Source organism: Catenulispora acidiphila DSM 44928 (assembly GCF_000024025.1).
Taxonomy (GTDB): Bacteria; Actinomycetota; Actinomycetes; order Streptomycetales; family Catenulisporaceae; genus Catenulispora; species Catenulispora acidiphila.
Genome location: NC_013131.1, coordinates 4,478,350 through 4,499,246, shown reverse-complemented (window position 1 = coordinate 4,499,246; position 20,897 = coordinate 4,478,350). Strand labels below are relative to the sequence as shown.

Sequence of the window (20,897 nt, the reverse complement as noted above, 5' to 3'; positions counted from 1 at the left end):
CGCTGTTCACAAGCATCCTGTCCCTGCGCCCCGGCCGGTCCTGAACTGCCGATGCCGGTCAGGGTGCTACGGCGTTCTTCGCTGATCTGCATCTGGATGAGGCCGTGGCCTCGGTACTGGCCGGGCTGGACCAATACGACTTGACCGGTCTGTTCGGCCGACCGCGGCGCAGTACGGAAGAGGTCGAATACCGGCAGCGGGTATTCCGCGACCTGGACGGCACTGCGCTGAACAAGAAGATGACCAAGTTCAGCGCCTCAATGGCCTTGGTTCGCCGTCGTCTGGAATACGCCGGGAAACTGTCGGCGGTGCAGGATGCTGGATGCTGCCACACTGTATTGCCAGGCGCCGAAGGAGCTGCACATACACCTCGCCGAGGCTGATCTGGGCTCTCACGGGTTGCGCGGGTTCCGCGACTGGCTGTCCGGCTGCTTGGATTCCGCCGCCCTGGCCAGGCTGACCGGCGCAGTCCTGGCCGAACTCCACGGCGAGTGGAAGGTCGCTGACCGCCGCTACCTGTCGGAAGCGTCCATGCCCGAGCTACTGAGCACCGACAGCATCGCTACCTTCACCGGGTCAGCCGCGCTCCTGCGCCGCGGCTGGAAGACCGCCTGATCAGAGATCGTTTACACCACCCCAATGGCCACCATCCTGTCCGACCTCAACCGGAGGCAACCAGGATCCAACAACTGCTATGCAAGACTCTGATTTCCCTGACGCCTACGGGATTGGTGGGCCGCGTGCGCGGGGTATTCGTCTAATCGCGGTGAGTTTACGCGCGAGTCGAGTCCTCCCTCGACGCGCTCGGCCGGCGAGTGTGTGGCGGTGGCTGCCTCCGCCGCGGGGACGACACGCTCGCCGGCCGAGCCGCGCTCAGAGCTGGCGCGCCGCACACCCGACCGGAACCGAGTAGCCAGACCCCGGTCTCCAGGAGCGGCTGGACTGGTATCTTGATCGCGGCGCGCGACTGCCAGGACTAGCTAGTGCCGTAGCAGGCAACGTCTGCCCTGTGGATCGGTTGTGCGTGGACCGTGGATGATGGCGTTTGTGAGTTTCGATCTTGCGGTCTTTGCTATGGACGACTCAGCCGACGCCGTGGCTGTTCCGGCCATGTTTGAGCGTTGTCGGTCGGGGAGTCATGTCGAGGGGGAATTCGATCATCGAATCGTCGGGTTCTATGAACGGGTTCGAGCGACGTTCCCCGATCGTCCGCCTTACGGTCCGGACTCGCCGTGGATGTCGACACCCCTGGCGGTGGGCATTGACCATGTGTTCATGAACCTGAGCTTCTCGCGCTGCACTCCGGCAATTGAGGTGATCGGGAACCTCGCCAAGGAGTACCGCCTGGCCTTGTGGGATCCGCAGTCCGGTGATGCGTATCTGCCGGAAGCGTGAGTCCTGCCGCGCGGGTCAGGCCACGTTCGCCTTGGCGACTATTCGGCGTAGCCGGGTGTCGTCGGCGTGACGGTTTCGCCAGATGATGTAGCGGCGGATCATGCTGCCCTGTTCACGGTGGCTGCGGTGGTCGGTGCCGTCCAGGGCGAAGTAGCGCAGCGCGGTGAACTGGGCCTCGATGCGATTTATCCATGAGCTGTTGGTCGGGGTGTAGGCGATCTCGACATTATTGGCCTCGGCCCAACCGGACACTCTGCGGCAGCGTTTGGTCGTCAGATGCGGCGAGTAGTTATCGCATACGATCGCGATTCGTACATCTGCGGGGTGGAGACTGCGCAGATAGCGGCAGAGCTCCAAGAACTGGGTGCGCTTCTTACGAGGTTTGACGTGCCCGAACAGTCGGTCCCGGGTCAGGTCGTGGGCGGCGAACAGGTGCCGGACGCCGTCGTTCCGGTTGTAGGTGGCCCGGCGGCGCGGTCGTGGTTCTCGGTCGGGGTCCTTGTTCTTGCCAGCGATCGCGGCCCAGTGCCGGCCCGGGTGCGGCATCAGGTTCAGCGGCCCGAACTCATCCAGGCAGAACACGACCGTCGGCTCGCCAGGCTCGGGTATCACCTCGCCGTCGGCGATCGCGTACAGGTGCTCGACCCGGGCCTTCTTCACCGCGTAGTCCGGGTCTTTGGAGGTCTTCCAGGTCTTCAGGCGTTGAAACGAGACGCCTTCGTCACGGAGCAGGACCCACAGGCCCTCGTGGGAGATGTCGTCGACCACCCCCTCGGCTACCAGGAAGTCCGCGAGCTTGGACAGGCTCCACGTGGAGAACGGCAGGCCGTGCTCAACCGGCTTCGACTTCGCGAGCTTTTTGATCTCCCGCCGCTCAGGCAGGTTGAACGTGCGCGGTCGGCCGCCGACGTACTTCGGGTACAGCGAGTCGAACCCATCGGCGTTGAAGTTGTGGATGACGTCCCGGACCCGGTCCTCGCTGGTGAACGTCACCTCGGCGATCTTCGCCACCGGCATCTTCTGTGCCGACAGCAACACCATCTGCGCCCGACGTCAGGTCACCACCGAACCGGCACCCCGCCGCACGATCCGCAGTAGCCGACGACCCTCGTCGTCATCGATCTCACGAACCTGGACCCGTTCTGCCATCGTCCAAGTCTGATACATCCGCCCCGTCGGCGAGACTCACCACGCCGACAGGGCGAACGTTGCCTGACGCAGCACTAGCTTTCGAACGCCCCCCGGTGGCATTACGGACCGAGACTGTCTGGCGCGAGAAAATGCCTGCGAAGTAGGTGGCTCATTCTGAAATGGATGCCCTGAGCGAGGACCGGTCGATACTCCAGCACAGTCCAGCGGCCAACTCACCCCATCCATGCCGCCAACCACCGCAGCAACCGCTTCCCAACGCGTCAGGGCCCTCCATTAGGCCCAGACGGCGTGAACGCAGGCGCGACTCTCAGAGCACCTAGTGAGGTGTGGCCACCTGATTCTCCGGTTCCAGACCACCTCGCGGGCAGGCCGCCCCTCCTGACATGAGAAACCTCGGTGACTGCTGACGAATTGGTGGGGGTCTCGCTCGGTGTTGCGACGCTAGCCCGTACGTACGACGAGGCCCTGCACCGCAAAGATCAGTGCCGCGTCGACCGCCAAGCCAATGCCCGGCTCTACTCGCGGATCGGCGAGACCTCGGTACACAGCACTGCGCTCGAGAACCGGCGCTTCCTCAGCCGGGAAGTAAAGCACCTGGCTGACCCGTGCGGCGCCCGCCAGTTCCTGGACATCGGCTCCGGTCTGCCGACCATGCGCAACACTCAACAAAACGCGTTGCAATCGAATCCCGACCGCCCGCGTCGCTTACGTCGGCTACGACCCGATCGTCGCCACACAGACACGCACTGCTCGCCGACACCCCGCTCGGATCGTGGCCGCGCTCCGGGAAAGCAGCATTCGAAAGTGCAACCTCCCCCATGGCGTTCCGCACCGAGAGCGAAATCCGGAACCGGCTCGACAGCTACGAACTCATAAACCCCGGCCAGCCTGGTCCGGCCATGGACCTGGCGCCCTCACCCCGGACGACATCGCTGTACGCCGGTGTCGGACGAAAATCCTGCGCCGGCTCGACTCCCGCCTGACCCCCTATCAATCCCTTCATACAGGCACCCCTGTCGAGCACGGCCGGCTCGCCGCGCAGCCAACCTAGTACGGCAACGACGAACTTTAGGGCTGGGATTGAAGCGCGCGGCAGCCTGGTCAACGATGTCTCGGACTGTCAAACAACCACACGACGCGCTCGACATCCGATCAAGGTGTGCCTCAACCTGTATCCGAACTCGCTCTCACCGACCGATGCTGTCGCGTGATAAGGGATGCGCGCATCGCGTAAAGGGCAAGACCCCAGATCAGGAAAAGCTATCGGACTAACGGATTCCGGCGCCCCGCGTCCGCCTCATCCGAACCGGTGACGAGATTGCCGCTGTTCGCGCTGACCACCCCGTCGCGGCCGGCCTTCTTCGCCCGGTACAGAGCGCGATCGGCGCTACGGTGCAGACCATCGAAATCCTCGACCTGATCGGGAACCGTCGCCACGCCTATGCTCACCGTGATCCGGTGGTCCCACGTCAGCGAATCCTCGCGGACGCGCCCCAGCAAACCCTGGGCGCGCCTGAGCGCCTCGTGCACGCCGCAGTCGCTGATCAGGACCGCGAATTCCTCGCCCCCGACCCTGGCGATCACGTCGCCGCTGCGGAAGTAGGCGGCGAGCAGCTTGGCCAACTCCTGCAGCACCGCGTCGCCGGCGGGATGACCCCACGTGTCGTTGACGTCCTTGAACCGATCGATGTCGATGGCCAGCAGCGACACTGGCCGACCATCCCGCGAGTGGCGCACCTGGGCCCTGCCCAGCGCTTCCTCAAAGCCCCTGTGGTTGACCAGACCGGTGAGCGGGTCGGCGCGCGCCAGCGCGATCAGCTGTGCGCTCAGCCGATCCGACTGGCTTCGTAGACGGATGACCAGCATGAACACCACCAAAATCGCGGAGGTCACCGCGATCCACAGGTCGGTGCCGTCCACTCCGCGGCTGGCGAACGCCGCGGCGGCGAACGATGCCGCGACCACCCCCATGGTCATCCAAGCGACATGGATCGCGAGCATGTAGGCCGAGTACACCACGGTCCAGGTCAACAACACCGGGCCCAAGGGTCCGGGGCGCCCGTCCACCACTGTCGGGATACAGATCAACACCGCCGCCAGGCCCGGCGCGATGTTCACCAACCAGCCGGGCACGGACGCGCGGCTCAGAACGAGGAAGACTCCCACGATCACGGCGGGTAGACACAAGATCAGCGAGATGGGGCGTGAATCAGGAGGCGGAAGATCCCGGTCCCGCATATAGGACAACAAGGTCACGCCCGCGACGAGAAGCGAGCCGGCCAGCAGTAATCCCCCACCGATCCGCCCCACAGCGGGCTCCGGAACCCGGTCAGGCGGCCCAGGCCCAGACGTCGCCGCCCCAGCCAGGGCGACGGGAACAACCAGTTCCCGTTCACCCTTGGGACGCCACAGCCTCACCTCTTCAGGCAATCACACCTTGATCCACAGCGCCCCTTGTGTTGTTCGCTGGCGTCAGCGACCCCGGTTCATCCCCCCTGGCGTCATCGGCCTCCCAGCGGAGCAGGTCGCCCGGCTGGCAGGTGAGCGCCTCGCAGAGCGCGGCGAGCGTCGTGAAGCGCACTGCTTTGGCACGGCCGTTCTTGAGCACCGCCAGGTTTGCGGGCGTGATCCCGACACGGTCCGCGAGTTCGCCCACCGACATCTTCCGCTTGGCCAGCATCACGTCGATGTCGACGACGATCGGCATTAGATGACCTCGTCGAGCTCGGCCTTCAGCTGCGCCGCCTCGCCGTCGCGGGCGACGGCCTGGACGAGCAGCATCCGCAGCACGAGCACGATGAGCGCGACTCCCAAGATCCCCACTCCGATGCCGGCCATGATGCCGGTGACGCCCGGGTCGTCTCGCTGGCGAGGCGCGTTGACGGCCGTGACCGTGAACCACACCAGGGCGGCCGCGACGATCGCGCCGATCACACCGTCGACGTACCGGAAGGCGGCGTGTGAGAACACGGTTCCGCGCCGCACCATCACCACCAGCCGCCAAACGCAGACCAGGGCGACCTGGATCGTCCCGATGCCCAGAATCGTGATCACGCGCAGCGCGGTCAGTGGAAGCGTCCCGTCCTCCGGGTCGCTTCCACTGGCCAAAGCCCACACCATCAACGCTTGCACGAGCACCGCACCGGTGAGCAGTACCGCGAGCACGGCGCGCAGCACACGCACTGTCAGCATCCCCATGACCCATCCCTCCATCGATCTCCGATCGAAATCTATCGAAAATCGATAGGCAAGCCAAGAGCCGGGCCGGATGGCTGAAGGTAGAGCGAGTACAGCTGACGCGGTCCTCACCAGTCCATCGGGGGCGCCTCGTATAGCCTTCGAGCGTCCGAGTCCTGCTCGATCATCACCGCGGCCTCGCGTTGGATGACCATGATCGCGGCATCATCAGCGGGTCCCCTGCGCCGATACCGGGACACGTCCGCGATCAGAGCGTCGCACAAGCGGTCGGGCCCGGGCCCGTCAACAGCCATGGCCCGCAGTCGATCGATCAGGGGATAGAAATCCCCGACAACGTCACGACTCTCGGTCACACCATCGGTGACCAGCACCAGCAGGTCGCCAACCCTGAAGGGCAAACGCTTCACAGCCGGCGGCCCAACGGCCAACTCCCCCAAGCCCAGCGGTAGCGCCGAGTCGAATTCGACCTCGGTAGGCGCTCCATCCCGCACGTTCACCACGAGCGCGGGTACGTGGCCGAAGTCGATGACGTCCATGTGGCCGTCGCTGAAGTTCAGCAACAGCGCCGTCGCGAACCCGTCGTACTCACGTCCCTCCACGGTCCGGGCCCAGACGTTGTGGCGCTGCATGCAAACCTCCAGACGCCGCGCCACCTCCTGGAGGCTGGCTTCGTGATATCCCGCATCGCGAAATGTGCCCAGAAGCGCGGCGGAGGCGTCAATGGCGTCAAGCCCTTTCCCGCTCACGTCTCCGATCACCACGCGCACGCCATAGCGAGACGGCTGCACGTCGTACCAGTCTCCGCCAATCAGCGCGCCTTCGGCTGCTGGCAGGTAGGCCTCAGCGACACGAAGATCGGCGACCATGCTCGGCAGCGGGCGCAGCACCGCACGCTGCACGGCTCGCGCGACCTGATCGGAGACAACCAACCGGCGCCGCTGCTGCTCGCGCACAGCCGCGACGAACAAGGCGGCGACAAGGCAGCCGACCAACAAGATGACGTATCCGCTGGTGAATGCCGCGCCTGGCCTGGACCACCCCAGGTAGGCGAAGGCGCCCATGGCGCCGGCGACCGTGAGCGTGGTGATCAAGACCGAGGAGGTAAGTGCTGCGGCAACCGGTACCAGCAAGAGCAGCGACCGGGAGTGGAACCAGGCAGGTGTCAGCGCATCAGCAAACACAATGGCGCACACAATTATCAGTAGCGCCAACCCGGCCCTGAATTCTTTCGGGCCAGTCGGTGCTGGATTAAGGCTCACAGACCTTATGGAGTGTATGCGCATTAGATGCCGATACTATCCGATACCGTGGCAAAACTGTGGCGATCATTGAAAGTTTGATCATTACGTGCAGTCCACCAGGGCGAACCTGTGAATGGCGCGAATCAGCGGCTGTCTGCGGCAAGCGCTTCGATGAGCTTCTCGACGTGCCCCGCCGTGTAGTCGAACTCGGCCTCGATGTTGAGACCGGCGAATCGACCTCCGGCCTCTGAAGCGGCGAATCCGTAGACGAATGTGGACAGCATGCGCTCCGTGCCAGCGAGTTCTCCCTCAGGAACACCTGCCGCACGCAGCGCCCGGAACACCACCTGCCGCGGGCCTTGGGCGCCCTCCGTGACGGCGCGCCGCTGGAAGAGCAGCACGAACACGTCCGGGTAGCGGCGTGCCACAGCCCTGATGTTGCGTGCCATGGACCGCAACACAGCACGCCAATCCTCCTCCGGCGCCACATCGGGCACCGTGATCTCGGCCATCAGGCGCTCTACCAGACCGTCGAGCAGTCCCTGTTTGTCGCCGACGTGCCGATAGAGAGCCATCGGCGTGACGTCGAGCCGGGCGGCGACGGCACGCATGGTGACCGCTGCCAGACCAGCCTCCGACGCAAGGTCGAAGGTTGCGTCGAGGACTTGGGCGCGGCTGATGCGCGGTGGTCTCACACGTGCTCCTGTCGTCGCTCTCCTACGTTAGGATTCATTGTATATATACGCCGTATACTTTGGGAGGCGCCATGCTGGAGGCCAGCGGCCTGCACAAACGCTTCGGAAACCAGATCGCACTCGCCGGCTTCGATCTCAGGATCGAAGCCGGCGAGATCTGCGGGCTGCTCGGCCACAACGGCGCGGGCAAGACCACGTTCGCCCGGATCTGCGCGGGGCTCGAGCACCCGGACGCCGGAGGTGTCCGCATCGGCGGACTGGACGCGGACTGTCGCGCGGCCCATGCGCTGGTAGGACTCGCGCCGCAGGAAATCGCGCTGTATCCGACCGCGACCCTGCGCGAGAACCTTCGCTTCTACGGCCAGCTCGCCGGCATCGGACGCAGTAGGTTGCGTGCGGAGATCAACGACATCACTGCCTCGATGATGCTCACGAAAGTCCTCGACCGCACGGTGGCCACGCTCTCCGGCGGCCAGCAACGACGCGCCCAGGCCGCCACAGCGCTGCTGCACAGGCCCGCGGTCCTGCTGCTCGACGAGCCGACGGCCGGCGCCGACCCAACCACCCGGCAGGCGCTGCTGGCCGTGGTCCGCGACCGTGCCGCGCAGGGCGCGGCAGTCTGCTACACCACCCACTACCTGCCCGAACTCGAAGAGCTCGATGCCACCATCGCCGTGGCCCAGACAGGTCGGATCATCGCCCGCGGGGATCGCAGGAAGCTGCTATCCGGGCTGCCGAGCCTGTTGGAGATCGGCTTCGCCGCCGAGCCCTCGGGCGCACTCGACGAACAGGTAGTGGACGGCACCCTGCGCATCACCACCGACCGGCCCGCTCAAACCCTCACCCGGATCCTCACGTCCTTGGGTGACCGATCCGAGCAGGTCGAGCGTGTCGAGATCCGTGAACCCACCCTCGATGACCTCTACCGGCACCTAACCCGCACCGCGACGGAGACCGAACGTGTCCACTGAAGCCCTACCCTGCTCTGCCCCGCCCATATCGATCGCCCACGCCGTACGCCAGTCCTCGGCCATCGCCCGACACACCACCAGACTGCTGGCCCGCGAGCCTGGAACAATGCTCTCCTATACCATGATGGCAATGGTGCTCCTGACCATGCTGCGACCGCTCTACCAGCGGATCGACACCTTCACCGGCCCGGCGATCGATCAGGAGGCACCGGGCACGGTAGTGATGTTCACCCTGCTCGCCCTCGACATCGCCGGCCAAAACCTGCTGTCCGAACGGTCCTGGCACACCTGGGACCGGCTGCGCGCCGGATCGACCGGCGCGCTCGCCATCCTGAGCGGCAAGGCGGCTCCGCTCACGGCACTATTCACCGTCCAACAGGCGGCGCTGTTCAGTTTCGCCGCCGCGGTATACGGGTTCGATGTCGCGGCCGGGACCTGGCGCCTTCTACTCCTGACAGTGGTCTGGGGCCTATGCGTGACGGGCCTGGGACTGGCCATCGGAGCCTGGGTTCGAACCGCAAGCCAGCTTTCGGCGATCGCCGACATCGGCGCACTCACCGTGACTTGCCTGAGCGGAAGCCTCGTCCCTCTAGCAATCCTGCCGCACTGGGTCGCCCACATCGCACCTTGGACCCCAGGCTATTGGGAACTACGCGGATTCCAATCGGCCGTTGAAGGAGACCAAGCAGTATTCACGAAGTCGCTCAGCGTCCTCATCGGCATCAGCCTACTGTCGATGGCACTCGCAGTGACGGGTGCAAAGCGTGGCCCTCGTTTCAGCGGCCGACTCGTCTAAAAGTTGTTGCGTAAGTCTGGCTGCAGGATGGCTGGCGGGGGCGCGTTCGTGCGGCTCAGGCGGCTATTGCCAGGTTGCGCATGTGGGCGACGGCCTGGACGGCGTGGTGCAGTCCGTCGCCTTTTTGTCGGCGGTCTCGCAGGATCTTGTCGTCCTTCACCGGGCGAAGGTGTGTTCCACTCAGGCTCTGACCCGTCTGTGCTCGGCGTTGTCGGCTTCCTGGATCGCTAGCAGCGGCCGGCCGGTACGTTTGCGGTACGGCACCATGCACCCGGTGCCCCAGTACGCCCCATCAGCCAGCACGTCTGCTCCCTGACAGACCTCGGCCAGCCCCGACCGGCGCAACGCGTGCGTCTCGGCGGTGTTGCCGGGCACCGGACGGCCGGTGGCGACGACCAGGCGGGTGTCGGCATCGATGAGGACCTGCACGTTCGCCGAGAACCGGTAGTTCCGGGACGAGGCGGCGACTTTGCGATCCCGGACCGGGATCATCGTGCCGTCCACGATCCACAACCGGTCCACCGCCGGTGCGCTGCGGTGGGCCGGTTCCAGCGCCAGATAAGGGCCGACCTGCTCCACCGTCCGGCACACCGTGCCAGCCGAGCACCCGAACAGCGCCCCGAGCTGCCGCATCATCAGGTTCGTCCGGTAGTACACGGCCACAAGCAGGACCCGGTCCTCCAACGACAGGCACCACGGCCGACCCCACGGCGAGTGCGCGCCGCCCCACTCACGCACCACCTTCACCAGCTTCCGGAACTGCCGCACCCGCAACCCAGTGAACAGCTCGATCCACACCGGCTCAGCCCGCAATATCCCGCCCACGCACTGACCAACGCGCCGCCCCGACAGGAGTTACGCAACAACTTTTAGGGCCTGTTTCAGAATGTGATCAGCACTATGCGATGATCAGCGGTTGTTGCCGTGCGGCAAGAAGCCGGGGCGGCCTCCGGTCTGGTCCAAGCGACAGCTCATCAATGGGATTCGGTGGCGGACCCGGACCGGTGCTCCGTGGCGGGACGTGCCGGCCCGGTACGGCGAGTGGGAGACGGTCTACGGACTGTTGCGCAGGTGGCAGCGCGACGGAACGTGGAAGCGGATTCTCACCCGGGTCCAGGCCGAGGCCGACGCAAAGGGCCTGATCACCTGGGATGTCAGCGTCGACTCCGCAATCGCTCGGGTCCATCAGCACGCTGCCGGGGCCAGGAAAAGGGGGACCCGCAGCGGGACAAACCCGGCGGTGTCGACGTCGAGCCAGACGACCACGGACTCGCCCCGTTCACGCGGCGGGTTGACCACGAAGCTGCATCTGGCGGTGGAGCAGGGGCAGAAGCCGCTCGCGCTGGTCATCACCGCCAGGCAGCGTGGTGACTCCCCGCTGTTCCAGACCGTCCTGGGGCAGATCCGGGTACCGCATCTCGGGCCGGGCCGTCCGCGCACCAAGCCGGACAAGGTTCGGGCGGACAAGGCCTACGGCTCCTGGGCGAATCGCGAGTATTGCGGCGACATGGGATCGCGTGCAGGATCCCGGAGAAGGCCGACGAGATCCGGCACCGCTTGAAGCGCGGTGCTCGCGGCGGCCGTCCCCCAAAGTTCTGCAAGATCGACTATCGGGAGCGCCACGCCGTGGAGTGCGGGATCAATCGCCTCAAGCGGCACCGGGGCATCGCCACCCGATACGCCAAGCTCGCCGTCCGTTACGAGGCCACCGTCGTCATCGCCAGTATCGACGAGTGGCTGTGATCGCCCGACTGAAATCCATTCGAGGAGATCAAGCCCGGCCTGGCACCCTGGCCGGATGCTGCTCAAGCTGACCGGGTCCAGTTGCTCGGGCAAGACCACCCTCGCCTTCGCCGTGGCCGACCGTCTCCGCGGTGTCGCCGTGCACGACTTCGACGAGGTTGGCGTGCCACAGCACCCGGACCGCCACTGGCGCCATCGCATGACCGAACTGTGGGTGCGTCGCGCGCTGGAGTACCAGGACCGCGGCATCGATCTACTGCTGACCGGGCAGTCCCCGCTGGGCGAAATCCTGGCTGCCCCCTCGTCCCCGCTGCTGGACGGAATCGCGGTGTGTCTGGTCGACGTCACCGACCAGGTTCGTCGCGGCCGGCTCGCACAGCGCGATCCCGGCCGCTGGAACACACCCGCGGTTGAGGCCTTCCTCGGCTGGGCCACGTGGCACCGCGGGCATGCCCGCGATCCCCGCCACCGACCCGACGTCATCACCGGTGACAGTTGGCCGGAGATGGCCTGGCACCGCTGGAGCAAGTGGACCGCGCAGCACCCTTGCTGGCGCACTCACGTGCTTGACACCACCGACAAGCCACTCACCCAATCCGTGCGGCAGGCCGAGCTGTGGGTGATCGAACAACGCGAAACGCACCGATCCGGCCAACTCGCCCTGACCCGCGGCTGGGCCGGCTGACCGCCCGCCCAACGGACCACGACTCCTGATCCACTTCTGAAACAGGCCCTAAGAGACAAGCCCCGACTGGGATACCGCTGCGGCTTTTCCAGCCGCTCGCGGCCCGGGCTGCGTGGCCTGGATGGGGTCTGCAGCAACGATCCTCAGCCTCGCTCAGGGCTTAGCAGCTCGGCGTCGGCTACGGGCTGGCGATGGCCAACACCGCGACGACTGCTATGGGCCCGATCCGGTCGGCGCTGCCAACATACGGTGCGACCTGGAATCGGCTCGCCCCAGGACTCGTGGAGTCCTTGACCAGTCTCTGCGTAAGCCGCCTCACCGTCCGCAAAGCTGCGCCGGCTGTACGCGCGAGAGCAGATCGATGACAACATGCCTGCCTAGGCGGTTGCAGACCAACCTCGACCGTCGCGGAGCAGGACCGGACACCTAAGAACAAAGGACACCCGCCTGCTCTCCGTATCTGGCGGGCAGCTCTGCGCCGATGACTATTATTTGCACCACGCAAACGCGTTCTACGGCGTGGCGACCTGCCTTGAAGGGCTGAACACATGGAAGCCGGCGACCTGCACGACCCGGGGCACCTGCTTCAGGCCGAGCACGGGGACGATGCCGAGTGGTTCACGCCGCAGCGTGCGGCCGATGAGATGCGCGAGGCCGTGCAGCGGTTACGTCACCAGCTGCACGCCGGGCCGGCGCCCCTGCCTGCCGCCGCGCCAGGCGAGCAGTTCCCGCCCGGCGACGCGGGGGAGCAGGACGGCAGCGCCGATTGAGGGGACGCCGACCGTCGCCATGCGGGTCCCGTGTGGTCGGATCCGTGCCACTCGCCGCGCGGTGCCCGGTGGGGATCAGGCTGGACCTCGATGGACTGCCGCCAGCACGGCCTGATGGGTGATCCATCCGGACAGGCAGGTGCCGGTCTCGTCCAGGACCGGCAGGCCTGAGGGGGTTGCCCCACCAGTTCGGCCAGGGCGCCGGCCAGGTCGTTGTCGGCGTGCACCGGCTGGGGAACGAAGAGGACTTCGCCGACCGGTTCGGTGTCGTGTCCGCCTTCGGACAGGACTTCGGCGACCGCGCGGGCCGTGGCGACGCCGAGGAAGGAGCCGTCGGCGTCGGTACCGGTGCGCGGCCGTTGGAGATCGCAGGCCGGCTGTTCCTGAGCCATGGGACGGTCCGCAACTACCTCGGGTTCGCGGTCGCCAAGCTCGATGCCAGGAACCGGGTCGACGCGGTCCGGCGGATCGCTGAGGAGGCCAGCTGGCTGTAACAGCGCGGATAACCGCGGCGGCCAGCCAGCTTACCGATCAGGAAACATTGCACTGTCGGGCTCAGCAGCATTTCCTGCCTGCGCGACCCGGGCCACCGGGCTGAGGCTCGTCGCGACCTGCCGACAATCGGGCCCGCAGCTCGAACGAGATCCTCTATCTGCTGCGCGAAGCAGACCTCCCCATCTCCTCCGCCTGGCACAATTACGAAGCAGCCGTGCACTGGCTGACCCTGGCCGTCCGCCAGGACTGGCACACCGCCACAGACCAGTCTTCGACCGACCTCGTCCAGAAGATCGCGGACATCATCTCCACCGGCAAGCCCTCAGTGAACGCACCGAAGATCCTGCTGGTCGAGGACGACGTCGACATCACCGACCTGGAGCAGGTCGTCTGGGCCTTCGCAACCCGCTCACACCCCGACGTGAACCGCGGACCGGGCCCACGCGCGCTATGGTGTCTGGACCATTGACGAGGAGCGAGGTGCAGGTGGACTTGCCAGAATGGGACCGCGTTCCATACGGACAAGGCGCTGATGCATGGAACACCTTCCAAAGGCATACAGACCGGTCCGTCCTACTGGTAGTCCACAATGTCACCTCCGCGACACGGCTCCTAGATGTCTTGCCTGCTTTCGCCAGCGATTCCCGTCTCGGACTGGCGTTCACTAGTCCAGGCTCATCACCGTTTCGAGACGGCGTCTCCACGCTCTTCACAGAACACGGACTCGTCAGGCTCGACTGGGCAACAGCCTGCAACAAGCAGTTCGGTCTGGCCATATCCGCGAGCCACGGGGGGCCACTGTGGGAACTCCATGCACCAATAGTTATACTTCCCCATGGTATGGGATATAATAAATACCTTGAGCCGGGAGCCGGGAGCCGGGAGCCGGGAGCCGGGAGCCGGGAGCCGGGAGCCGGGAGCCGGGAGCCGGGAGCCGGGAGCCGGGAGCCGGGAGCCGGGAGCCGGGAGCCGGGAGCCGGGAGCCGGGAGCCGGGAGCCGGGAGCCGGGAGCCGGGAGCCGGGAGCCGGGAGCCGGGAGCCGGGAGCCGGGAGCCGGGAGCCGGGAGCCGGGAGCCGGGAGCCGGGAGCCGGGAGCCGGGAGCCGGGAGCCGGGAGCCGGGAGCCGGGAGCCGGTCGGTGTTCGGCCTATCAGATGCCTGGCTCCTGCATGAGGGCAAGCCGATAGCGACAGCCCAGATTCTGTCCCATGCAGAACAGCTCGACCGCCTTCGCAAGAGTGCTCCGGCTGCCGTGTCCACCGCCGTCGTCGCCGGTGATCCGTGCTTCGACAGACTGCTGGAAAGCGCGGGAGACCGAGACCTCTACCGCTCGGCTCTCGGGCTCCGGAACCGCAGGTTGGTCATAGTGAACACCACGTGGGGCCGGAAGTCCCTGTTCGGCCGGCACGTCGACCTCGTCGAACGGCTGGTGGCGGAGCTACCGGTGGACGACTACGCGGTGGCTGCCGTGATCCATCCGAACGTCATCCACGCGCACGGCAGATCCGAGATCGAGCGCGTCCTGACCCATGCGCGACGAAGCGGGCTGATACTCGTGCCGCCGCTGGACTGGCGAGCGGCACTGCTCGCCGCCGACGCTGTGGTCGGCGACCACGGTTCGGTGACCTTCTATGGCGCCGCACTCGGGATACCCACGATCCTCGCCACCTATCCGGCTGACGCTGTGGATCCCGAGTCGCCGATCGCACAGTTCGCTGAAACAGCACCGCGCCTTCAACCGGCCTCACTCCTACGGGACCAGATCGAGAAACTGATCACCACGTACGAACCTGCCCGGTACACCGACGCGACAGGCCGCGCGAGTTCCTGCCCGGGGCGCTCGCTGGCTCTTCTCAGGACCTTGTTCTACCGCAGCCTGGGTCTGGATGAACCGTCGTGGCCGGCCGTACCGGAACCGGTCCCCGTATTCCATCACCGCCAGCAGCGTGTGTCGCCGCTGGTGGCCACGGTTGAAGTCGGCCAGGTCGAGCGGTTCCCGCTGAATGTCGCGCACACCATCGGGCCGCGGGACGGTGGGCACGTGGTCGTCGATGCGACACACCCGGCCGGTCGTGCCGCTGAGATGGCCGACGTCATGGTCCGAGAGTCGCTCGGCGCCCCCTCGGATTGGGCGAGACGCGCCTTTGAACGTCTGCCGGGCCTGACCGTGGCCGGTGTGATCGACGGCGACGTCTGCCACATCAGCCTGCGGGACGGCACCGAGATCACCCGCCGCGCCGCCCCGGACGCGGATCCGTCAATGCTGGCGTCCCTGGTCTACGACGAGATCGTTCGCGGTTCCTCAACGCTGTGACCCGCGACCGCCGATCGTTCAGCGCTCGGTTCCCCCTCGCAGTGCCTGGGCACGAGCGCGGACGTCAGCTGCCTTAAGAGAACCGAGCGCCTCATAGACCTCCGCCGCGCGAGTCAAAGCGTCCGCCGCGTTGCCGACGTCGGCGAACGCTTCGTACGCGGAGGCAAGCGCGATCAGAGCCACCGCACCCTGCAGCGGATTGCGCAGACGCCCGAATTCCGCGATCGCGAGGTGCAGGTGCTCCACGGCTTCATCAGCACGACCGGCCGCGATCAGCACATCGCTGAGATCGACGAGGGTCCGAGCCACGTTGTAGCTGCTCTTCCCTTCGGCTTGGTAAGTGGGGATCGCGTGGTCGGTGAAAACGGCGATCGACTCCGCGTAACGGCCCTGTGCGCCGAGAGCCCTGGCCCGATGCCGCTGCGCGTTGGCGACAGCAGCCAGGCCCGTCTCAGGATCGGCTTCGACCAGCGCGAGCACCTCCTCGAAGCGGTCAAGAGCCTGGGCTGGACGTCCGAGCCGCAAATCAGCCAAACCGGCGGACTCAATCGCGGCCGCAAGCACTTTGACCATTCCGCTGTCCTCAGCCAGCGACAAGGCGGAGGCGAACTCTGCAGCGGCTTGCTCTATGTCGTCCTGGTTGTAGTAGGCGAACCCGAGCTGCAGCCTGATGCGCGCCTCAGCCGCCCGGTTGCCAAGACGCACCGCCGATTCGATGCCGAGGTGGTGAGTGTCGATCCAGTCCCCGAAAGGATTGCTCCAGAAATACAAACCCCACAAAACCTCGCACAACTGCCACACCGTGTTGTCGTCGCCGAGTTCTGACGCAGCGACCACCGCACTTCGGAGGTTCGCCTGCTCGGCCTCCAGCCAACTGACAGCGGCGTCAACATCGCCGAAGGGCGGCTCATCGTCAAAATCGGGCCCGACATGCCAGCGGGGAGAGCGGGCTCGATCAGCTACCGCAGTACGCCGCAAGTACCAACCGATGATCGCCTTCTGGCTGCTGACGTAGGCCACCGAGTCGGCTGCCTCTTCACGCCGAATGAAATCCTGCACCAGCGTGTGCAGGCGCCAGCGCCGCGAGGAGCGGGGCGTTCCAGGCTCATGGAGAACGGTGACCAGACCCGACTCGACCAGATCTGCCAACGTGCTGAAGTCCGAACCCAGGAAGTCGATCAGGTCTGGACCGAACTCGGATCCGGGATGGGATGCCAGCGCACGCAGAAGGGCCCGTCCGGATTCAGGGAGACCTCTGACACTCAACTCCAGGGCTGCGTTCACGGAGTAGTCACCCCCCGATGACATGATCTGGTCCGACGCGCGAAGACGGCTACGAGTGTCGGCCAGTCGCTGTGCCAACTCCCCCGCGCTGTCCCACCGTCCACGGCTCAGCTCTGCGGCGATGACGCGCAGCATCAGCGGATGACCCTCGCTGAACGCCGCCAGTTGATCGAAGGCCGCCTGTTCGGCCTGGACTCGATCCTCCCCGACCAAGTCCGTGAGCAGCTCCAAGGCGAATGCATGGTCCAGCATGGGCACGCGCAGGAACTCCGCACTGTGGGATGTCCGGATCCCGGCGAGCTCGTGGTGCCCGGTGACCATGATCAAACTGCCCTGAGACGTCGGGCACAGCGCCGCGACCTGCGCCGCACTCGCCGGATCGTCGATCAGGACCGCAACGGGCTCATCGGCGGTAATCCGCTGGAACAGCGCGGAGCGCGCAGCCAGACTCGGTGGCACCTCGCTCGACAGCACGCCCTTCGCGACGAGCCAGCCGTCCAGCGCCTCGGCCACGGACACTCCGCGCCCGGCGCGACCGCCGCCGAGGTCTGCATAGTAGACGCCTCCGCGATAGCGCTCGCTGCGGCTGCGCAGATACCGCATCGCTGTTGACGACTTACCCACACCGGCCACACCGCCGAGCTGGACCATCCCGACCTCCCGATCGGCGAGTTGGTCCAGGCGTTCGTGCACCGCGTGCCGGTCGGTGTAAGGACCGTGACTCGGCGGCAGCATGGCGGGGGCACTCAACGGGAGCCGGGACACTCCACCGAAGAAGTTGATCGTCGCGTTGTCGAAGCTTCGGCCCTGTACGAGGCTGTGCACTGAACCGGAGACGTCGTTGCCGACCACCCGCGGGTCCGTCTGTTCGTCTCCTTCTGCCACAGGGTCAGCGTACGGTGACAGGACCCAGACTTTCCACAGCCACCGCGACCGCACAACGTCCGGCGTACGCGCTCCGACAGAGTTCAAGCACGCAGCGTAGGATGTCAGAACTCACGCTCCCGCCCCCGAAAGGCCGCCATGGATTCCATACTCACCCCGGCCATGGTCTCGGCCGCGCTGACGAAGCTCCTCGACAGCGCGGCGACCCAGGCCGGTTCGAAAGCATGGGACGCGCTGAAGGCCATCGTCTCCCGCCACCGCGGACAAGCTCCCGAACAGCCAACGAATCCTGAAGAAGCGGCAGCGCTGGCCGACGAACTCACCGCCGCGGCTGAGAAGGACCCGGCCCTGGCCAGAGATCTAAGCGCATGGCATCAGTCGATCGTGGGCTCGGACAACACGATGAACAACGTGTCGGGATCCGCCGAACGCGTCGTCCAGGGGCGTGATTTCCCCCACGCGAACATCACCTTCAACTAGGCGATCAAAACCTCGCGGTCCGGCTCAATCTCACCAACGACGAAACGGGGATCCCGCGCGGTGAGCAGTCACGACAACACGCAGTCGGAGATGAGCGGTTCGGCGCGCGACGTCATACAGGCGCGGGACATCAGCGGCGACATCCACTTCCACTCCGCGACGCGAGCACCGGCACCAACTCCGAGACAGCTGCCGGGGGACGTGCGAGGTTTCGTGAACCGGGTGGCCGATCTCAAAGCACTCGACGACGCGTTGGCGCCGGCACCCGAGGCCGGCAGCGAGGAAGGAGTGGCAGGCACTCAGGGTCCTGTTATGGTCGTTTCCGGTACGGCAGGCGTAGGCAAGACCTCGCTGGCGCTGCACTGGGCACACCGAAACCGCGATCGCTTCCCCGACGGCCAGCTGCACGCGAATCTACACGGCTTCGATCAAGGATCACCGGCCGCACCGGCAGATATCCTCGGCCACTTCATCGAGGCGCTCGGGGTTCCTGCGGCTATGACTCCAAGTGACACCGATGCACGGGCCGCGCTTTTCCGATCGCTGGTCGCGGACAAGCGACTGCTGATCGTGTTGGACAATGCCGCCGACAGTGAGCAGGTCAGACCCTTGCTGCCCGGTGCGGCGGGCTGCGTCACCCTCATCACGTCGCGCAGTCGGCTGTCCGCTCTCATCGCCAGGGAGGGTGCTGCCCGAATAACCGCCGACGTCTTCGCCGAACACGACGCGGTCATGCTGCTGACCACCGCGATCGGCGCTCAGCGCGCCGACGACGAGGCGGACGTCGCGGAGTTGGCCGGCTTGTGCGCCAGGCTGCCTCTGGCCTTGCGGATCGCCGCCGAACGCGCCGCTGCCCGGCCCCGGATGCCGTTGACCGACCTCATCGCGGATCTGCGCAACGAATCCTCGATGTGGGACGCCCTGTCCTCCGAGGACGCGGCGGAGGCGGACGCGGTGCGGACGGTGTTCGCATGGTCCTACCGCGCACTGCGGGAACCGGCGTCGCGGATGTTCCGGCTGCTGGGCCTGCACCCGACCGCCGAGTTTGCCGTCGGTGCGGCGGCCGCGCTGGCCGGCGTACAACCACGCGCCGCCGCACGATTGCTCGACGATCTGGCTGCCGCACACCTGATCACGCAGCTCGACCGGGACCGATTCCAGGTCCACGACCTGCTGCACGCCTACGCCGCCGACCAAGCAGACGAGGCGGACACCGACCAGGAGAATGTCCAAGCCCTGGGCCGCTTGCTGGACTGGTACGTCCAGGGCGCCGAGGCCGTCCGTGCCTCGGCGCCCTATGAGCAGGCCGCGCATCACGCGCCGGTCGACGCCCCCGACTCCGCCGTGGCACCTCCGTCGTTCTCCGACTATCCATCGGCCCTGTCCTGGTTCCGTACTGAACGCGCGAACCTGATCGAGGCGGTGCGCCTGGCGGAGCGACTCGGACTCGACCGCCATGCATGGCAGCTTCCTGCAGCCTTGAGCTTCGTATACGCCGACAACGGATACTTCGACGACTGGTTCGTGATCACCCGTCCCGGCCTTGCCGCCGCCAAACGCAGCGGCGACCTCGTCGGTCAAGCCGCGCTGCTCGCCTCCCTAGGAATGGCGTGCCGTCAATCACACCGCCTCGATGAGGCCTCCGGGTACTACAACGCCGCCCTCGCGATCCACGAGCAACGCGAAGATCTCCACGGACAAGCCTGGCTTCTGGACCTCATCGGGTTCCTGCAGCATGACGCGGGTGATTTCGAAGCAGCCATGAACACGTTCCAAGCCTCGATCGACCTGTGCCGGACCGAGCACCTAAACAGTTTCCTGGGCTACCCCGTCGAGGGAATCGGATGTGTCCGGCTCGCGACCGGGGACGCCGACGAGGCGCTCGCAGCATTCCAACAGTCGCTCATGCTGCATACAGACGCCGGCGACGCCGTCGGTCGCTTCCACGTTCTCATCTCCATCTGCAACACCCAGCTCAGCACCGGGCATGCCTCCGAAGCTGAGCGCTACGCGGCACTGGCCATCGAAGTCGCCGACGAACTGGACAATCGTGGTTTTGAAGGCGCTGCGTTCATCGCACGCGCCAGATCCCTACAGGCGGTCGACCGCGCCGACGAGGCCCTGGCCTACTACCAGCGTGCCGCAGTGATCCAGCGCACGCTCGGCGACCGAGTGAACGAGGCCCGGGCCATCGCTGGCGCGGCGAAGGCATACCGCAGCTTGGGGCGCCAGGATGAAGCCGCTGACTTCGAGCGCTGGGCTTCATCACTGCACGCTGCGCTGGGACTGCCTATCGAGGGCCTATCCAATGGTGCCGAGCTCGTCTAGTTTCACCATGGTGGCGCGACCGTGGCGCTGGAAACACTTTCGGATGAAGGGAAATAACATGCCGACCGACATCCCCCACTTTCACGATGGCAGCATAGATAATTCTGCAGGGACCAATGGACCAATGGACCAATGGACCAATGGACCAATGGACCAATGGACCAATGGACCAATGGACCAATGGACCAATGGGGCGCATGGCGCAAGGCCCAGGCGAGCGGTAGCGGCAGTGGCTGCGTAGAGATGCGGAGCCACACAGACGGTCGCCGCGAGGTCCGCGACAGCAAAGATCCCTCCGGGTCGATACTGGCTTTCTCACGGTTCGAATGGCAATGCTTCATCGACGGTGCCAAAAACGGCGAATTCGACGATTAATACGGCGGCAGCGACGGCGCCGAGTCCCACGACGAGCGCAGCCACCTCTAGCGCTACCAACCTGGCCTGCCGTCAGGAGCACAGCTGACCC

19 protein-coding genes and 4 pseudogenes are annotated in these 20,897 nt (G+C 66.0%); 15 read left to right on the top strand and 8 right to left on the bottom strand.

What is annotated here, in order from left to right; all coding sequences use genetic code 11:
• Positions 1 to 104: 104 nt before the first annotated feature.
• The 3 genes and pseudogenes from CACI_RS49985 to CACI_RS19605 all read left to right on the top strand — a co-directional run bounded on the left by CACI_RS49985 (position 105) and on the right by CACI_RS19605 (position 1,395).
• On the top strand, positions 105 to 383 hold the full coding sequence (locus tag CACI_RS49985; RefSeq protein ID WP_143765317.1) for a hypothetical protein: 279 nt from the start codon (positions 105 to 107) through the stop codon (positions 381 to 383).
• Positions 384 to 441: 58 nt separating this feature from the next.
• Positions 442 to 615, top strand: a pseudogene (locus CACI_RS19610) (IS256 family transposase); the annotation flags it as partial.
• A 423-nt stretch (positions 616 to 1,038) separates the two neighbouring features.
• Positions 1,039 to 1,395 carry a hypothetical protein gene (locus CACI_RS19605; RefSeq protein WP_015792571.1) on the top strand — a complete coding sequence of 119 codons (357 nt, stop codon included), beginning with the start codon at positions 1,039 to 1,041 and terminating at the stop codon, positions 1,393 to 1,395.
• A 15-nt stretch (positions 1,396 to 1,410) separates the two neighbouring features.
• Here the strand turns inward: CACI_RS19605 and CACI_RS19600 are convergent.
• Positions 1,411 to 2,544 (bottom strand): annotated as a pseudogene (locus CACI_RS19600) (IS630 family transposase).
• Positions 2,545 to 2,943: 399 nt separating this feature from the next.
• Between CACI_RS19600 and CACI_RS54275 the strand changes: the two are divergent.
• Positions 2,944 to 3,423: an SAM-dependent methyltransferase gene (locus CACI_RS54275; protein ID WP_083795780.1), complete on the top strand. Its 480-nt coding sequence runs from the start codon at positions 2,944 to 2,946 to the stop codon at positions 3,421 to 3,423.
• Positions 3,424 to 3,807: 384 nt separating this feature from the next.
• Here the strand turns inward: CACI_RS54275 and CACI_RS45795 are convergent, their stop codons facing one another.
• From CACI_RS45795 to CACI_RS19575, 5 genes are all read right to left on the bottom strand, one after another.
• Positions 3,808 to 4,857: a GGDEF domain-containing protein gene (locus CACI_RS45795; RefSeq protein ID WP_015792568.1), complete on the bottom strand. Its 1,050-nt coding sequence runs from the start codon at positions 4,855 to 4,857 to the stop codon at positions 3,808 to 3,810.
• Between the two features lie 112 nt (positions 4,858 to 4,969).
• Positions 4,970 to 5,254, bottom strand: coding sequence for a helix-turn-helix domain-containing protein (locus tag CACI_RS19590; RefSeq protein WP_015792567.1), 285 nt, complete (start codon positions 5,252 to 5,254; stop codon positions 4,970 to 4,972).
• Positions 5,254 to 5,745, bottom strand: a complete 492-nt coding sequence (locus CACI_RS19585; protein ID WP_015792566.1) for a DUF2975 domain-containing protein — start codon at positions 5,743 to 5,745, stop codon at positions 5,254 to 5,256. The genes CACI_RS19590 and CACI_RS19585 overlap by 1 nt, the downstream gene beginning before the upstream one ends.
• A gap of 107 nt (positions 5,746 to 5,852) precedes the next feature.
• Positions 5,853 to 6,956 (bottom strand): PP2C family protein-serine/threonine phosphatase, encoded by a 1,104-nt coding sequence (locus CACI_RS49980; protein ID WP_049871632.1) that lies wholly within the window; start codon positions 6,954 to 6,956, stop codon positions 5,853 to 5,855.
• Positions 6,957 to 7,129: 173 nt separating this feature from the next.
• Entirely contained in the window at positions 7,130 to 7,681 is a 552-nt protein-coding gene (locus tag CACI_RS19575; RefSeq protein WP_015792564.1) for a TetR/AcrR family transcriptional regulator, read from the bottom strand.
• 71 nt (positions 7,682 to 7,752) lie between these two features.
• Between CACI_RS19575 and CACI_RS19570 the strand changes: the two genes are divergently transcribed.
• Together CACI_RS19570 and CACI_RS19565 are read left to right on the top strand one after the other, a co-directional pair.
• On the top strand, positions 7,753 to 8,652 hold the full coding sequence (locus tag CACI_RS19570; protein WP_015792563.1) for an ABC transporter ATP-binding protein: 900 nt from the start codon (positions 7,753 to 7,755) through the stop codon (positions 8,650 to 8,652).
• Positions 8,642 to 9,448, top strand: coding sequence for an ABC transporter permease (locus CACI_RS19565; protein ID WP_015792562.1), 807 nt, complete (start codon positions 8,642 to 8,644; stop codon positions 9,446 to 9,448). The genes CACI_RS19570 and CACI_RS19565 overlap by 11 nt, the downstream gene beginning before the upstream one ends.
• Before the next feature lie 55 nt (positions 9,449 to 9,503).
• Here the strand turns inward: CACI_RS19565 and CACI_RS19560 are convergent.
• A pseudogene (locus CACI_RS19560) lies at positions 9,504 to 10,273 on the bottom strand (transposase family protein).
• A gap of 91 nt (positions 10,274 to 10,364) precedes the next feature.
• On the opposite strand from CACI_RS19560, the gene CACI_RS48030 reads away from it, so the two are divergent.
• From CACI_RS48030 to CACI_RS19530, 6 genes and pseudogenes are all read left to right on the top strand, one after another.
• Positions 10,365 to 11,191, top strand: a protein-coding gene (locus CACI_RS48030) for an IS5 family transposase (protein ID WP_395994330.1) whose coding sequence is annotated in 2 segments (ribosomal slippage) — positions 10,365 to 10,935 and positions 10,935 to 11,191 — 828 coding nt in all. Because the reading frame shifts where the segments join, the coding sequence is not laid out codon by codon here.
• Between the two features lie 55 nt (positions 11,192 to 11,246).
• Positions 11,247 to 11,876, top strand: a complete 630-nt coding sequence (locus CACI_RS19550) for a hypothetical protein (protein WP_015792561.1) — start codon at positions 11,247 to 11,249, stop codon at positions 11,874 to 11,876.
• Between the two features lie 548 nt (positions 11,877 to 12,424).
• Positions 12,425 to 12,646, top strand: coding sequence for a hypothetical protein (locus tag CACI_RS19545; protein WP_015792560.1), 222 nt, complete (start codon positions 12,425 to 12,427; stop codon positions 12,644 to 12,646).
• A gap of 344 nt (positions 12,647 to 12,990) precedes the next feature.
• Positions 12,991 to 13,140, top strand: a pseudogene (locus CACI_RS54270) (LuxR C-terminal-related transcriptional regulator); the annotation flags it as partial.
• A 149-nt stretch (positions 13,141 to 13,289) separates the two neighbouring features.
• Entirely contained in the window at positions 13,290 to 13,610 is a 321-nt protein-coding gene (locus CACI_RS19535) for a UbiD family decarboxylase domain-containing protein (protein WP_223297652.1), read from the top strand.
• Positions 13,611 to 14,584: 974 nt separating this feature from the next.
• Positions 14,585 to 15,454, top strand: a complete 870-nt coding sequence (locus CACI_RS19530; RefSeq protein WP_143765312.1) for a hypothetical protein — start codon at positions 14,585 to 14,587, stop codon at positions 15,452 to 15,454.
• An 18-nt stretch (positions 15,455 to 15,472) separates the two neighbouring features.
• On the opposite strand, the gene CACI_RS19525 is transcribed toward CACI_RS19530, so the two are convergent.
• On the bottom strand, positions 15,473 to 17,623 hold the full coding sequence (locus tag CACI_RS19525; protein ID WP_143765311.1) for a tetratricopeptide repeat protein: 2,151 nt from the start codon (positions 17,621 to 17,623) through the stop codon (positions 15,473 to 15,475).
• A 162-nt stretch (positions 17,624 to 17,785) separates the two neighbouring features.
• Between CACI_RS19525 and CACI_RS19520 the strand changes: the two genes are divergently transcribed.
• The 3 genes from CACI_RS19520 (at position 17,786) to CACI_RS54265 (ending at position 20,806) form a co-directional block, all read left to right on the top strand.
• A complete protein-coding gene (locus CACI_RS19520; protein ID WP_041540343.1) occupies positions 17,786 to 18,103 on the top strand; it encodes a hypothetical protein in 318 nt (105 codons plus the stop codon).
• A gap of 90 nt (positions 18,104 to 18,193) precedes the next feature.
• Positions 18,194 to 20,431 (top strand): tetratricopeptide repeat protein, encoded by a 2,238-nt coding sequence (locus tag CACI_RS19515; RefSeq protein WP_143765310.1) that lies wholly within the window; start codon positions 18,194 to 18,196, stop codon positions 20,429 to 20,431.
• A 132-nt stretch (positions 20,432 to 20,563) separates the two neighbouring features.
• Positions 20,564 to 20,806: a DUF397 domain-containing protein gene (locus CACI_RS54265; RefSeq protein WP_395994329.1), complete on the top strand. Its 243-nt coding sequence runs from the start codon at positions 20,564 to 20,566 to the stop codon at positions 20,804 to 20,806.
• The last annotated feature ends 91 nt before the right edge of the window (positions 20,807 to 20,897 follow it).